The organism is Streptomyces sp. NPDC102451 (assembly GCF_044765485.1).
Lineage (GTDB): Bacteria > Actinomycetota > Actinomycetes > Streptomycetales > Streptomycetaceae > Streptomyces.
Genome location: NZ_JBIWKD010000013.1, coordinates 211,340 through 225,399, shown reverse-complemented (window position 1 = coordinate 225,399; position 14,060 = coordinate 211,340). Strand labels below are relative to the sequence as shown.

Sequence of the window (14,060 nt, the reverse complement as noted above, 5' to 3'; positions counted from 1 at the left end):
TTTTTCTTCCTTTTGGGCGTTCTGGTGGGGGGGCCTCACCCCGGGTCCTCCGTTTTTTTTGTTCTTTAAAATCTTTTTAAGTCGATACCTTTTTGCGGGGGGGGGGGGGGGGGCCCCCCCCGGGGCCCCCCCCCCGACGGAGACCCCAGCACAGCAGAGGACCAGACTGCACGAAGGGGAAGCCATGACAGCGACGACCGACGGAAGCACCGGGGCCGCGAACCTCCGCGCAGTCCCCGCGAGCGATCCGACCGAACCAACCATCGCCCCGGACGACATCTCGGCCGTCGCGCGGCGAGCCGCGGAACGCTCGGTGGAGCACCTCCTCGGCAGGCAGGACGAGCAGGGCTGGTGGAAGGGCGACCTCGCCACCAACGTCACCATGGACGCGGAGGACCTGCTGCTCCGTCAGTTCCTGGGCATCCAGGACCCGGACACCGTCAAGGCCTCGGCCCGCTTCATCCGGGGCGAGCAGATGGCCGACGGCACCTGGAACACCTTCTACGAGGGACCGCCCGACCTCTCCGCCACCATCGAGGCGTACGTGGCGCTGCGGCTCGCCGGGGACCGGCCGGACGACCCCCACATGAGACGGGCCGCGGGCTGGGTCAGGGAACAGGGCGGCATCGCGGAGTCCCGGGTCTTCACCCGGATCTGGCTCGCGCTCTTCGGCTGGTGGAAGTGGGACGACCTGCCGGAACTGCCGCCCGAGCTGATGTTCTTCCCCAAGTGGGTCCCGCTCAACATCTACGACTTCGGCTGCTGGGCCCGCCAGACCATCGTACCGCTCACCATCGTGTCCGCGAAGCGGCCCGTACGCCCCGCCCCCTTCACCCTGGACGAACTGCACACCGACCCGGCGTGCCCCAATCCACCCAAGCCCGCTGCTCCCGCGGCCAGTTGGGACGGCGTCTTCCAGCGGCTCGACAAGGCGCTGCACCTCTACCACAAGGTGGCACCGCGCAGACTGCGGCGCAGCGCCATGAACGCCGCCGCCCGCTGGATCATCGAACGGCAGGAGAACGACGGCTGCTGGGGCGGCATCCAGCCCCCCGCGGTGTACTCCGTCATCGCCCTGCACCTGCTCGGCTACGACCTCGACCACCCGGTGATGAGGGCGGGACTCGAATCCCTCGACCGGTTCACCGTCTGGCGTGAGGACGGCGCCCGCATGGTCGAGGCCTGTCAGTCCCCGGTCTGGGACACCTGCCTCGCCACCATCGCCCTCGCCGACGCGGGGGTGAGCCCCGACCATCCCGCGCTCGTGAGAGCGGCCGACTGGATGCTCGCCGAGGAGATCGTACGGCCGGGTGACTGGTCCGTACGCAAGCCCGAACTGGCCCCGGGCGGCTGGGCGTTCGAGTTCCACAACGACAACTACCCCGACATCGACGACACCGCGGAAGTCGTCCTGGCGCTGCGCCGCGTCCGCCACCCCGACCCCGCCAGGGTCGAGGCGGCCATCGAGCGCGGAGTCCGCTGGAACCTCGGCATGCAGTCACGCAACGGTGCCTGGGGAGCCTTCGACGCGGACAACACCAGCCCGTTCCCCAACCGGCTGCCGTTCTGCGACTTCGGTGAGGTCATCGACCCGCCGTCGGCCGACGTCACCGGACACGTGGTGGAGATGCTCGCCATCGAGGGGCGGGCGCAGGACCCCCGTACCCGCAGGGGCATCGAGTGGCTGCTCGCCGAACAGGAGGCGAACGGCGCCTGGTTCGGCCGGTGGGGCGTCAACTACATCTACGGGACGGGCTCCGTCGTGCCCGCCCTGATCGCGGCCGGGCTGCCGGCCGCGCACCCCTCGGTGCGCCGGGCCGTCGACTGGCTGAAGTCCGTCCAGAACGACGACGGGGGATGGGGCGAGGACCTGCGCTCCTACCGCGAGGAGAAGTGGATCGGCCACGGCGCCTCGACCGCCTCCCAGACCGCGTGGGCGCTCCTCGCCCTGCTGGCCGCGGGGGAGCGGGAGACCCGTTCCGTGGAGCGGGGCGTCGCCTGGCTGGCCAACACGCAGCAGGCGGACGGCTCCTGGGACGAGCCCCACTTCACCGGGACCGGCTTTCCCTGGGACTTCTCCATCAACTACCACCTCTACCGGCAGGTCTTCCCTCTCACGGCGCTCGGCCGGTACGTCCACGGAGACCCCTTCGCCGCCGCAGGCACCGGCGCGACCGGCAAGGGGGCCTGAAGCGATGGGGGGTTCACCGGAGCCGCCCGGTCCCGCCACGCCGCTGCTGATCGCCTGCGCACTCGGCATCGAGCGCTTCGCCCTGCGCACCGGGAGGAAGGGCGGCACCCCGGGCCCCGGCCCGGTGAGCATCATCAGGTCCGGGATGGGGCCCAAGGCCGCGGAGAACGCCGTCCGGCTCGCACTCGGACAGGACGGAGCCGGAGGCACCGCGGTCATCGCCTCCGGCTTCTGCGCCGGGCTGGAACCCGGCATGCACCCGGGCGACCTCGTGGTGGCCGAGGAGACCCGGGACAACGGCGGCACCACGGTCTGCACCGGCACCGGCCTGCTGGTCGACGCACTGGTCAGGGCCGTGCCCGGACGCACGGTCCACACCGGCCCGCTCAACGGCTCCGGACACGTCGTCCGGGGCCCGGAGCGGGCCGGGCTCCGGGCCACCGGCGCCATCGCGGTGGACATGGAGTCCGCCGCCACCCTCCGCACCGCCGTCCGCACGGGCCCACGCCCGGTTGCCGCCGTACGGGTGGTCGTGGACGCTCCAGAGCATGAGCTCGTCCGTATCGGCACGGTCCGCGGTGGAATATCGGCATTCCGCGTTCTCCGTGCTGTCCTTCCGGCTTTCCATGAATGGCACCGATCTTTGCTGCTCCCCAGGAGGTGAGCCCAGATGGCCATGCCGCTCCGTCAGTCCATCAAGGTTGCGACGTATCTCTTCGAACAGAAGCTCCGCAAGCGGGAGAAGTTCCCGCTGATCGTGGAACTGGAGCCCTTGTTCGCCTGCAATCTGGCGTGCGAGGGCTGTGGGAAGATCCAGCACCCCGCCGGAGTGCTCAAGCAGCGCATGCCGGTCGCCCAGGCGGTCGGAGCGGTGCTGGAGTCCGGCGCTCCGATGGTCTCCATCGCCGGCGGTGAGCCGCTGATGCACCCGCAGATCGATGAGATCGTGCGCCAGCTGGTGGCGAAGAGGAAGTACGTCTTCCTCTGCACCAACGCCATGCTGATGCGTAAGAAGCTCGACAAGTTCACCCCGTCGCCCTACTTCGCCTTCGCCGTGCACATCGACGGACTGCGCGAGCGGCACGACGAGTCGGTCGCCAAGGAAGGCGTCTTCGACGAAGCGGTGGAGGCGATGAAGGAGGCCAAGCGGCGCGGCTTCCGGGTCACGACCAACTCCACCTTCTTCAACACCGACACCCCGCAGACCGTCATCGAGGTGCTGAACTTCCTCAATGACGAGATGAAGGTCGACGAGATGATGATCTCGCCCGCCTACGCCTACGAGAAGGCCCCCGACCAGGAGCACTTCCTGGGCGTCGAGCAGACCCGCGAGCTCTTCAAGAAGTCCTTCGCGGGCGGCAACCGGAGCCGCTGGAGGCTGAACCACTCCCCGCTCTTCCTGGACTTCCTGGAGGGCAAGGCCGACTTCCCCTGCACGGCCTGGGCGATCCCCAACTACTCGCTCTTCGGCTGGCAGCGGCCCTGCTACCTGATGAGCGACGGGTACGTCCCCACCTACCGGGAGCTCATCGAGGACACCGACTGGGACAAGTACGGCCGGGGCAAGGACCCGCGCTGCGCCAACTGCATGGCGCACTGCGGCTACGAGCCCACGGCGGTGCTCGCCACCATGGGGTCGCTGAAGGAGTCCCTGCGAGCGGCACGGGAGACGATCGGCGGGAACCGGTGACGTCATGACCGAAGGAGGGCCGGCCGCGCGGGTGCTCCCCGGGCTGCCGGCCCTCGCGGGGCGACCCGGCGGGGGCACCCACCGGGGTCCCCGCCGTGGCCGTGAGCCGACAACAGGAGCAGAGAGAGGGGCCCGGGCGTGACGATGCTGGAATCCATCAAGGGGCCGCAGGATCTCAAGGCACTGAGCCGACCGGAACTCGGTGAACTCGCCGAGGAGATCAGGGCGTTCCTCATCCGGGCGGTGGCGAGGACGGGCGGTCATCTCGGCCCGAACCTCGGCGTGATCGAACTCACCATCGCCCTGCACCGGGTCTTCGACTCTCCCGTGGACCGCATCCTGTGGGACACCGGACACCAGAGTTATGTGCACAAGCTGCTGACCGGGCGCCAGGACTTCTCCAAGCTGCGCGGCAAGGGCGGCCTCTCCGGCTACCCCTCGCGCGAGGAGTCCGAGCACGACGTCATCGAGAACTCCCACGCCTCCACCGTGCTCGGCTGGGCCGACGGCCTCGCCAAGGCCGACGAGGTGCTGGAACGCGCACGCCATGTCGTGGCGGTCATCGGCGACGGGGCCCTCACCGGCGGAATGGCCTGGGAGGCCCTCAACAACATCGCCGCGGCCAGGCGCCGCCCGCTGATCATCGTGGTGAACGACAACGAGCGCTCGTACGCCCTGACCATCGGCGGGCTCGCCAACCACCTCGCCACCCTCCGCACCACCGACGGCTACGAGCGCTTCCTGTCCTGGGGCAAGGGCGTGCTCCAGCAGACACCGGTCATCGGACAGCCGCTGTACGGGTCCCTGCACGGCGCGAAGAAGGGCTTCAAGGACACCTTCGCCCCGCAGGGCATGTTCGAGGACCTGGGCCTCAAGTACGTCGGCCCGGTCGACGGGCACGACACCGCGGCCGTCGAGGCCGCGCTGCAGCGGGCCAAGCGCTTCCACGGCCCGGTGCTGGTCCACTGCATCACCGAGAAGGGCCGTGGCTTCCCGCCCGCCCTGGCCGACGACGCCGACCGCTTCCACACCGTCGGCAGGATGGACCCGCTGACCTGCGAGCCGCTCGTCGTGCCCGCCGCGCCGTCCTGGACCTCCGTCTTCGGCGACGAGATCGCGGAGATCGGCGCCGAACGCCCCGATGTCGTCGCGATCACCGCGGCGATGCTGCACCCGGTCGGGCTGACCCGCTTCGCGGAGGAGTTCCCCGACCGGATCTGGGACGTCGGGATCGCCGAGCAGCACGCGGCGGTCTCGGCGGCGGGGCTGGCCACCGGAGGCCTGCACCCGGTCGTCGCCGTCTACGCGACCTTCCTCAACCGGGCGTTCGACCAGCTGCTGATGGACGTCGCCCTGCACAGCTGCGGGGTGACCTTCGTGCTGGACCGGGCCGGTGTCACCGGTTCCGACGGCCCCTCGCACAACGGCATGTGGGACATGTCCCTGCTCCAGGTCGTCCCGGGGCTCCGCATCGCCGCCCCGCGCGACGCCGACCGGCTGCGTGAGGAGCTGCGCGAGGCCGTCGACGTCGACGACGCCCCCACGGTGATCCGCTTCCCCAAGGAGTCGGTGGGGGAGCCCGTCGCGGCCGTCGGGAGGATCGGCGGGATGGACGTCCTGCACCGGGCCCCCGACCCCGACGTCCTTCTGGTGGCCGTCGGAGTGCTCGCCCCGGTCTGTCTGCAGGCCGCCGACCTGCTCGCCGGATCCGGGATCCGCTGCACGGTCGTCGACCCGCGCTGGGTCAAACCGGTCGACGAGCAGCTGCCCGCCCTCGCCGCGCAGCACCGGCTGGTGGCGGTCGTCGAGGACAACAGCAGGTCCGGCGGGGTCGGCTGGGCCGTGGGGCAGGCACTGCGGGACGCCGGCGTCGACGTACCGCTGCGGACGTACGGCGTCCCCGAGCAGTTCCTCGCGCACGCGGGGCGCGGCGAGGTGCTGGCCGAGATCGGGCTCACGCCGGTGGAGATCGCCGGGAGCATCAGCGCGGCGCTGGAGCGCCGCACGGCAGCGGGAGAGCGGAACGTGCCGAAGGAGAACGGGGCATGAAGGACGGACGGCCGGGCTTCGACCTGGGGCGGCTCCTCGCGGAACGGGGCGCCGAACGCTACGAGCTGCACACCCGGCACCTCAACCACCAGCTGCCGCGGATGCTCCACACCCTCGGCTTCGACAAGGTCTACGAGCGGGCCGAGGGCGCGCACTTCTGGGACGAGGAGGGCAACGACTACCTCGACATGCTGGCCGGCTTCGGCGTGATGGGTCTCGGCCGGCACCACCCCGTCGTACGCAAGGCGCTCCACGACGTCCTGGACGCCTCGCTCGCCGACCTCACCCGCTTCGACTGCCAGCCGCTGCCGGGGCTGCTCGCCGAGAGACTGCTGGCGCACAGCCCGCACCTCGACCGGGTGTTCTTCGGCAACAGCGGCACGGAGGCGGTCGAGACCGCGCTGAAGTTCGCCCGGTACGCCACCGGCAAGCCGCGGATCCTCTACTGCGACCACGCCTTCCACGGGCTGACGACCGGCTCGCTCTCGGTCAACGGTGAGAAGGGCTTCCGCGACGGGTTCGCGCCCCTGCTGCCGGACACGGCCATCGCGCTCGGCGACCTCGACGCGCTGCGGCGCGAGCTGAAGCGCGGGGACGTGGCCGGGCTTGTCGTGGAGCCGATCCAGGGCAAGGGCGTCCACGCCGCACCGCCCGGCTTCCTTCGGGAGGCCCAGGAGCTGCTGCACCGGCACAAGGCCGTGCTCATCGCCGACGAGGTGCAGACCGGGCTCGGCAGGACCGGTGACTTCTACGCGTACCAGCACGAGGAGGGCGTCGAACCCGATCTGCTCTGCGTCGCCAAGGCGCTCTCCGGCGGGTACGTCCCGGTCGGCGCGACGCTCGGCAAGGACTGGATCTTCAAGCGCGTCTACTCCTCGATGGACCGGGTCCTCGTCCACTCCGCGAGCTTCGGTTCCAACGCCCAGGCCATGGCCGCCGGGCTCGCCGTCCTCGCGGTGATGGAGCAGGAGGAGACCGTGGCGAACGCCCGTCGCACCGGTGATCTGCTGCGTGAGCGGCTCGCCGCGCTCGTCGGCCGCTACGAGCTGCTGCACGAGGTGCGGGGCCGGGGGCTGATGATCGGCATCGAGTTCGGCCGGCCGTCCTCCCTCAAGCTCCGCAGCCGCTGGACGATGCTGCAGGCCGCACGCAAGGGGCTCTTCGCGCAGATGGTCGTGGTGCCGCTGCTGCAGAAGCACCGGATCCTCACCCAGGTCTCCGGCGATCACCTGGAGGTGATCAAGCTGATTCCGCCGCTGGTCATCGGGGAGCCGGAGGTCGACCGCTTCGTCACCGCCTTCACCGCCGTCATGGATGACGCGCACAGCGGGGGCGGGCTGATGTGGGACTTCGGCAGGACGCTGGTGAAGCAGGCCGTGGCCAACCGCTGACTGTTGCCTCTGAGGCAAAATATTTGCCTCAGAGGAAAGATTCTGGCCCAATGGAGGCATGAATCCTCCTGACGGAGGGGTGGCCGACGAGCTCCCGGGGATCGCGCCACGCCTACGCGAACTGCGCCGCAACCGCGGCCTCACCCTGGAGGGCGCGGCCGGACGGGCAGGACTCTCCCCGGCCCACCTCTCCCGGCTCGAGACGGGCCGGAGGCAGCCTTCGCTGCCGATGCTGCTCGGCCTCGCCCGGGTCTACGGTACGACCGTCTCCGAGCTCCTGGGCGAGATGCCGCCCGAACGTGACGCGATCGTCCGCGGCAGCCTGCCCGAGGGCACGCCGCGCGGCACCGAGGCGGGCGGCTGGGTCTACCGGCAGGCGGGCGCACCCGGCCGCGCCATGCAGGCGCTGCACGTCCGTGTCCCGTACGGCGCCGAGGGCGACCTCGTGCGCGTCCACCCCGGGGAGGAGTGGCTGTACGTCCTCGACGGCAGGCTCCGGGTCGTGCTCGGCGAGAGCGTGCACGACCTCGACCCGGGGGACAGTGCGCACTTCGACTCGCTCACCCCGCACCGGATCGCCGCGCTCGGCACCGGCGGGGCGCGCCTGCTCTTCGTCCACACGCTGCTGCAGAGCCCGGCCGCCGAGCTGTGCCTGGGCAGCGGCATGCACCGGCTCTGATCCCGCACGCCCCCCCCACGCACACCCTTCGCCCCTGCCCCCCGGTCCGAGCGGCCGGAAGAGAGGACTGTCATGTCCGATTCGGAGCACTACGACCCGCTCACCCCGCGCAGGCCGAAGAGTGCGGACACACAGGAGCGGCGGATGCCCCGCGGCGTCGTGATCCGGCTCTTCGCCTACCTGGTGGCCGGACACGTCGTCGCGGGCTTCCTCTACCTCCTCTTCACCGTGGCCGGCAAAGGCTGACCGACGGCGTCACGCGCCTTCGACGAGGCGCTCACGCAGCTTCGCGCGGGTCTCGTGGCTGATCTTCAGCCCTTCCAGGAAATAGCGGTCCGCGCTGCCCCAGATCTCGTCGATGGTGTCGAGCGCCGCGGTGAGGTACTCGGCGCGGGCACCGAAGAGCGGATTGAGCAGTTCCATCACCTCGTCGGACATTCCCACCGGCGAGGTGTCGCTGCGCCGCACCTTGTAGCGGCGGTGCGCGTCGTTCGACTTGAGGTAGTCGGCCTCGATGGCCTCCTTCTCGACACCGACCGCGAGCAGCGAGACCGCGACCGAAAGGCCGGCCCGGTCCTTGCCCGCCGCACAGTGCATCAGCGCCGGCACGCTGTCCTCGGCCAGCGCGTGCAGTACGCGGCTGTGTTCGGCGGTGCGGTCCTTGATGATCGAACGGTACGAGGCGACCATCCTCGCCGTTCCCTTGCCGTCGGCCAGGATCGAGCGCAACTGCTGGATGTTCCCGTCGCGCACCAGCCGCCAGAACTCCGCGCCGTCCGCCGGGTCGGAGAGAGGAATGCTGACATTCCGGACGCCGGGCAGCTCCACGTCGAGACCGTCGAGCTTGTGGTCGGCCGCATTGCGGAAGTCGAAGATCGTGTGCAGGCCGAGTCCGGAGAGGAAGGCTGCGTCGGACTCGGTGGCGTGGGCGAGGTGACCGCTGCGGTAGAGGCGCCCGTACCGCACGGTGCGGCCGTCGGCGGTCGGAAGCCCGCCGACGTCACGGAAGTTGCGGACACCGGACAGGTCGACGTCCGTCGGCTCGGGGCCGGCCGGCGGGACCTCTGGCAGCTGCGTCACAAGGGCTCCTGGGGGTGTCGGGCGTCGGCGCCGCTCGCCGACGGGGCACGCCCGCGACGATACGACATAGCTGCATCGCGCAGCCGTCCCGGTCGCCGTGGCCCCGGTCTCCCTCATGGGGCGAAGGTCGCGCCATGTCCGTATTGGTGCATTTAGCAGAACACGCCCCGCTTGTACGGGAGATGGTGTGAGTGAGGTGAGCGGGATCATATCCGTGACGGTGTGTGGCGAGGATGCCGAGGGGTATTCCTGACGCCGCGCGGAAAGCCAAGATCGGTAATCCACGGAGTGTGACGGTAATTCCGCACCGGAATTGAAGCGTGGATTCCGCTTCACAATCCGTGGCTTGTTCGCGGCGTCCCGGCTCGCTTACGGTCACGGTCAATCCGGACGGAACGCCTAATCCTGCCGCCGCCCGGAATCCGCAACGACTCACGTGTGGCAGGAGCGGGGGAACCAGGTAGGCCGCCGGCCGGAGGGATCCGGTACGGCTAGGGGTCAAGTCGCGCACAGTGCGGCCGGGCATCTCCAGTCCGAACCCGACAGCTCACCTCGCAGGCGCCGGAGAGGAAAAGCCCCATGCCCGCAAAAGGCAAGCACCGTCGTACGAAGACCGGCCCGATCTCCCGAGGCGTCCTTGCCGCGGGGACCGGCGGCGCCGTACTCGCCCTCCCGCTGATCGGCGCCACCGGCGCCAACGCGGCCGAGCAGGCCGCACCGGCCTCCACGTCCGCCGCCGCGCACGGCGCCCCCGCCTCCGCGGCGAAGAGTGCCCCGAAGACCTACTCCGTGGTCTCCGGCGACTACCTGGTGAAGATAGCGGCCGACCAGAAGGTCAAGGGCGGCTGGCAGAAGCTGTACCAGGACAACCGTGACGTCGTCGGCGAGAACCCGAGCCTGATCCGGCCGGGCCTGAAGCTGACCATCGGCGCCAAGGCATCCGGCTCCGCCGACGCCACGCCCTCCAAGTCGGCCCCGTCGGCCGCGAAGAAGGCCGCTCCGGCCGAGAAGACGGCTGCTCCCGTCAAGGAGGCGGCTGCTCCGGCCGAGGAGACCGCCGACTCCGGCGCCTCCGAGAGCAACACCTCGGGCTGGACCACCCCGGTCGAGAACCCCAACGTCACCACCCAGTACCGCGCCTCGGGCGCCAGCTGGTCCAGCGGCTACCACACCGGCTCCGACTTCCAGGCGGCCTCAGGCACCAGCGTCCGGTCCATCGGCGAGGGCACCGTGGTCTCCGCCGGCTGGAGCGGCTCGTACGGCAACGAGGTCGTCATCCAGCACAGCGACGGCATGTACTCCCAGTACGCGCACCTGTCCTCGCTCGAGGTCTCGGCCGGCCAGACCGTCACCGGCGGCCAGCAGATCGGCCTCTCCGGCACCACCGGCAACTCCACCGGCCCGCACCTCCACTTCGAGGTCCGGACCGGCCCGAGCTACGGCTCGGACGTCGACCCGATCGCCTACCTGCGTTCGCACGGCGTCTCCATCTGAGACACACCACCCGAGGGTCCCATCTCGGACTGAAGGAGAGGGGCGGTGCGCAGCGGCGCACCGCCCCTCTCCTTATTCCGGCTTTACCAAAAACTGACCGGGTGGTCTTTCTCACCACCCGTCAACCCCTTATTACGGTCGCGTAGGTCACAATCGAAGGTGCAAGATAAGCCCTTGTGGCAGACGATTCGAGAAACAAAACACGAGGCATCATCGGGTCGTACGCAGCGATTGGCGACAGCTTCACCGAGGGCGTCGGAGACCCCGGCCCCGGAGGCACGCTCGTCGGCTGGGCCGACCGGTTCGCGGTCCTCCTGGCGGACCAGCTCCCGGTCCCTGATGCGGTGGTCGCCCCCGCGGACGACATGCACGGGAACTTCCGGTACGCCAATCTCGCCGTACGCGGACGCCTCCTCGACCAGATAGTCGAGGAACAGGTCCCCCGCGCCAAGGAGCTGGCACCTGATCTGGTGAGCTTCTGCGCGGGCGGCAACGACATCCTCCGTCCCGGTTCCGACCCGGACGACGTGGCCGAACGCTTCGAGCGTGCGGTCGCCGACCTGACCCAGGCGGTCGGCACCGTCATGGTCACCACCGGCTTCGACACGCGTGGCATCCCCGTGCTCAAGCATCTGCGGGGCAAGATCGCCATGTACACCGCGCATGTCCGGTCCATCGCCGATCGCTACGACTGCCCGGTGCTGGACCTGTGGTCCCTGCGGTCCGTGCAGGACCGGCGGGCCTGGGACAACGACCGGCTGCACCTCTCGGCGGAGGGGCACACCCGGGTCGCCCTGCGCGCCGCCCAGGTCCTCGGCCTCGAGGTGCCGGCCGACCCCGACCAGGTGTGGCCCCCGCAGGTACAGCGCGGAGCGCTCGAGGTCCGGCGCGACGACATCCAGTGGGCGCGCGAATACCTCGTCCCGTGGATCGGCCGCCGGCTGCGCGGGGAGTCCTCCGGGGACCACGTCGAGGCCAAGCGCCCCGACCTGCTGCCGCTCTGACCACCCCACCGCTGACCTTTCGTCAGGGGCCGGCCAGGGGGAGCTGACGCCGGGCCGGGCCCGGGGAGGCGAGCCCGTCCGATGCGGATACCCGCACCGGACGGGCGGGTATCCGCTCCAGCACGCCGCCCGCGAAGACGTCGTACAACGGCAGTGTCTCCAGGTGCACATAGCCGATGTGGCAGTCGCACACCGCGAGCGGGCAGCCGCGGGGGCCGAGCGCGCTCCGGTAGCTGCCGTCGTAGAGGTTGCCCAGCTCGGCACGGACGAAATGACAGCGGCGCACCGTCCCGTCGCCGTCCACCGAGACGACCGACTCGCCGGTCCGGCAGGGCAGCCCCGCCGAGCGGTGCGGATGCCTGCTGTACGGGAACAGCGGGTCCAGAGCCGTCCAGCGGTCCGCCTGCTCGTCCGTGTAGGTGTGCCCCTCGGCGGCCAGACCTGACGGACCGATGCGCCGGCTGCACGCCCCCGGTCTCTCAGGCGGTCAGGGCCTCGTGGTCGATGCCGAGTTCGCGGGCGAGCGCTTCCTCGGTCCACTGCAGCATCGTGGCCCGGGAGAGCGGACCCACGTACGACGTCATCTGGACGGCCAGCCCGTCGAGGAGGGCCGTCAGCCGCCAGGCCACCGACATCGGATCCTCGCAGTGGAACTCACCCGCCGCGGCACCCTCCTCGATCACCTCGGCCAGCTCGGCCTTCCACTGCTGGTCGAGGTCTCCGGCGACCTCGCGCAGCACCGGATCACGCAGGGAGGACGCCCAGCCCTCGATCCACAGCCGCCAGCCCTTGGCCTGACCCGTCGGGGCGTACCAGCGAACGGCGGACCGCAGCCGCCGGACCGCGCTCGTACGCCGGGTGAGCAGCTTGCGCAGATGGGCGAGATCGGCCTCCGCCGCGTAGGCGAACGCGGCGGCCACCAGTTTCTCCTTGGACGAGAAGTGGTAGAGCACCAGAGCGTTGCTCACCCCGAGAACGGCGGCCACATCGGCGATCCGGACCGCGGACACGCCCCGGACCTCGATCTGCTCGACGGCGGCGCGCAGGAGCTCCTCACGTCGCTCCGCCACACTCAGCCGTACTCTCGCCACGCGGTCACCCTAACGAACGCGCCGGTCCGGGCATCCGGCCCCCGTGCCTGGCGGGCTACCTGTACCAGCCGAACCGCTCCGCCATCACCGGCAGACGGTCCGCGGCGAGCGCGTGCGCAGCCGCCCGCGGGGTGCAGCCGTCCGTCGCGGCCCGCCGCAGGACACGGTCCATGAGGGCGCGCATCGAACTGCGGGTGTGCCCGAACGCCTCGTCCGCGTCGGGCCCGATGTCCCCGAACAGCGTCCACCACCACCACGCGTTCGTGGCGGAGTTGACGACCACGTCGGGCAGCACCGTGATTCCGCGCTCGGCGAGCAGCGACTCCGCTTCCGGGAGCACCGGCATGTTCGCCGCCTCGACCACCCAACGGGCTCTGACGGAGGCCTGGTTCACGGCGTCGACGGCGTACGACACGGCGGCCGGAACGAGTACTTCCGCGTCGGCGGACAGCCAGGCGTCGGCCGGCAGTTCCCGGTCCCCGTCCCGCAGCGCCCCGCGGTCCACCGTCCCGTGTGCGTCCCGGGCGGCCAGCAGCGCCTCGACGTCCAGGCCGGCGGGATTGGCGATCGTGCCCTTGATGTCGGCGACCGCGACGACCGCAAGACCCGCCCGGGAGAGGAAACGTGCCGTCGCCCCGCCCATGGTGCCGAGCCCCTGGAGGGAGACCCGTGCGCCGTCGTGCGCCACACCCGCCCGGTCGAGGGCGGTGAGCGCGCACTCAGCGACCCCGAAGCCGCCGACCAGCTCGTCCAGCCCGATCCCGTCCACCGTGACGGCGAAGGCGTCCGCGAGCCGGCGCCGGGCCTCCGCCTCGTCGTCGAGCAGGGGGTGGACCGCCTGGACCGTGGAGACCAGCCCGGCCTCCGACGCGGCCCGGTCGACGAGATCCTGACTCAGCCCGAGATCCTCGCCCGTCGTCCAGACGTTCTCGATGTACGGACGCACCGCCCGGAGGAACCGTACGAGTACCCCGTAGGCGGCGGGATCGCGTGGGTCGCAGTCGATGCCTCCCTTGGCCCCGCCCAGCGGGATGTACCGGGCCCGCGAGTCGCCGGGGTCGAAGTGCAGGGCCTCCTTCATGGTCATGCCCTTCGCCAGGCCCGCCACCTCCGCGAGGGTGCAGCCCCGCCTCATCCGCAGGCCCCCGCTCGACACACCGCGTACCAGCCGGTCGACGACGAGATACCCCTCGGTGCCGGTGACATGGTCGGTCCAGGTCAGGGACACCAGCGGTGCGGGGGAGGGGGAGAGGGACGGCACGGCGCGGCTCCTGGATCAGCTGAGTCCATTTACTGAACAGCGAGTCAGTATCGGGAGGCCGGGAACGGCTGTCAACGCCTGGCGGAGCACCGGATGTGACATCGTCGTGCCCCGGATGCGGAATCCTGCG

At 70.6% G+C, this 14,060-nt stretch carries 12 protein-coding genes, 1 pseudogene and 1 riboswitch; of the genes and pseudogenes, 9 read left to right on the top strand and 4 right to left on the bottom strand.

Annotation, left to right across the window (positions count from 1 at the left end):
• Positions 1-184 precede the first annotated feature (184 nt).
• The 7 genes from shc to ACIRD8_RS26675 all read left to right on the top strand — a co-directional run bounded on the left by shc (position 185) and on the right by ACIRD8_RS26675 (position 8,246).
• Entirely contained in the window at positions 185-2,191 is a 2,007-nt protein-coding gene (gene shc, locus ACIRD8_RS26705; RefSeq protein WP_403996551.1) for a squalene--hopene cyclase, read from the top strand.
• A 4-nt stretch (positions 2,192-2,195) separates the two neighbouring features.
• The gene (locus ACIRD8_RS26700; RefSeq protein ID WP_403996548.1) at positions 2,196-2,855 is read left to right on the top strand and encodes a 1-hydroxy-2-methyl-2-butenyl 4-diphosphate reductase; all 660 of its coding nucleotides are present in this window, start codon (positions 2,196-2,198) and stop codon (positions 2,853-2,855) included.
• A gap of 6 nt (positions 2,856-2,861) precedes the next feature.
• A complete protein-coding gene (gene hpnH, locus ACIRD8_RS26695) occupies positions 2,862-3,881 on the top strand; it encodes an adenosyl-hopene transferase HpnH (RefSeq protein ID WP_383738551.1) in 1,020 nt (339 codons plus the stop codon).
• A 138-nt stretch (positions 3,882-4,019) separates the two neighbouring features.
• Positions 4,020-5,930 carry a 1-deoxy-D-xylulose-5-phosphate synthase gene (gene dxs, locus ACIRD8_RS26690; protein WP_403996544.1) on the top strand — a complete coding sequence of 637 codons (1,911 nt, stop codon included), beginning with the start codon at positions 4,020-4,022 and terminating at the stop codon, positions 5,928-5,930.
• On the top strand, positions 5,927-7,321 hold the full coding sequence (locus ACIRD8_RS26685) for an aspartate aminotransferase family protein (RefSeq protein ID WP_403996541.1): 1,395 nt from the start codon (positions 5,927-5,929) through the stop codon (positions 7,319-7,321). The genes dxs and ACIRD8_RS26685 overlap by 4 nt, the downstream gene beginning before the upstream one ends.
• Before the next feature lie 58 nt (positions 7,322-7,379).
• Complete coding sequence (locus ACIRD8_RS26680) at positions 7,380-8,000, top strand: helix-turn-helix domain-containing protein (RefSeq protein ID WP_403996538.1); 621 nt, start codon at positions 7,380-7,382, stop codon at positions 7,998-8,000.
• Positions 8,001-8,072: 72 nt separating this feature from the next.
• The gene (locus tag ACIRD8_RS26675; protein ID WP_187327230.1) at positions 8,073-8,246 is read left to right on the top strand and encodes a DUF6126 family protein; all 174 of its coding nucleotides are present in this window, start codon (positions 8,073-8,075) and stop codon (positions 8,244-8,246) included.
• Between the two features lie 9 nt (positions 8,247-8,255).
• Here ACIRD8_RS26675 and ACIRD8_RS26670 read toward each other — a convergent pair whose 3' ends face one another.
• On the bottom strand, positions 8,256-9,080 hold the full coding sequence (locus ACIRD8_RS26670) for a tyrosine-protein phosphatase (RefSeq protein WP_403996534.1): 825 nt from the start codon (positions 9,078-9,080) through the stop codon (positions 8,256-8,258).
• A 402-nt stretch (positions 9,081-9,482) separates the two neighbouring features.
• A riboswitch (cyclic di-AMP (ydaO/yuaA leader) is annotated at positions 9,483-9,654 on the top strand.
• A 5-nt stretch (positions 9,655-9,659) separates the two neighbouring features.
• Here ACIRD8_RS26670 and ACIRD8_RS26665 point away from each other — a divergent pair.
• Complete coding sequence (locus ACIRD8_RS26665) at positions 9,660-10,574, top strand: peptidoglycan DD-metalloendopeptidase family protein (RefSeq protein WP_403996531.1); 915 nt, start codon at positions 9,660-9,662, stop codon at positions 10,572-10,574.
• Positions 10,575-10,750: 176 nt separating this feature from the next.
• Positions 10,751-11,578, top strand: coding sequence for an SGNH/GDSL hydrolase family protein (locus ACIRD8_RS26660; RefSeq protein WP_403996528.1), 828 nt, complete (start codon positions 10,751-10,753; stop codon positions 11,576-11,578).
• A 22-nt stretch (positions 11,579-11,600) separates the two neighbouring features.
• Here ACIRD8_RS26660 and ACIRD8_RS26655 read toward each other — a convergent pair.
• The 3 genes and pseudogenes from ACIRD8_RS26655 to ACIRD8_RS26645 form a co-directional block, all read right to left on the bottom strand.
• Positions 11,601-12,014, bottom strand: a pseudogene (locus tag ACIRD8_RS26655) (radical SAM protein); the annotation flags it as partial.
• A 43-nt stretch (positions 12,015-12,057) separates the two neighbouring features.
• Positions 12,058-12,669, bottom strand: a complete 612-nt coding sequence (locus tag ACIRD8_RS26650) for a TetR/AcrR family transcriptional regulator (protein WP_403996525.1) — start codon at positions 12,667-12,669, stop codon at positions 12,058-12,060.
• Positions 12,670-12,724: 55 nt separating this feature from the next.
• Positions 12,725-13,930: a Glu/Leu/Phe/Val dehydrogenase dimerization domain-containing protein gene (locus ACIRD8_RS26645; RefSeq protein ID WP_403996522.1), complete on the bottom strand. Its 1,206-nt coding sequence runs from the start codon at positions 13,928-13,930 to the stop codon at positions 12,725-12,727.
• Positions 13,931-14,060 lie beyond the last annotated feature (130 nt).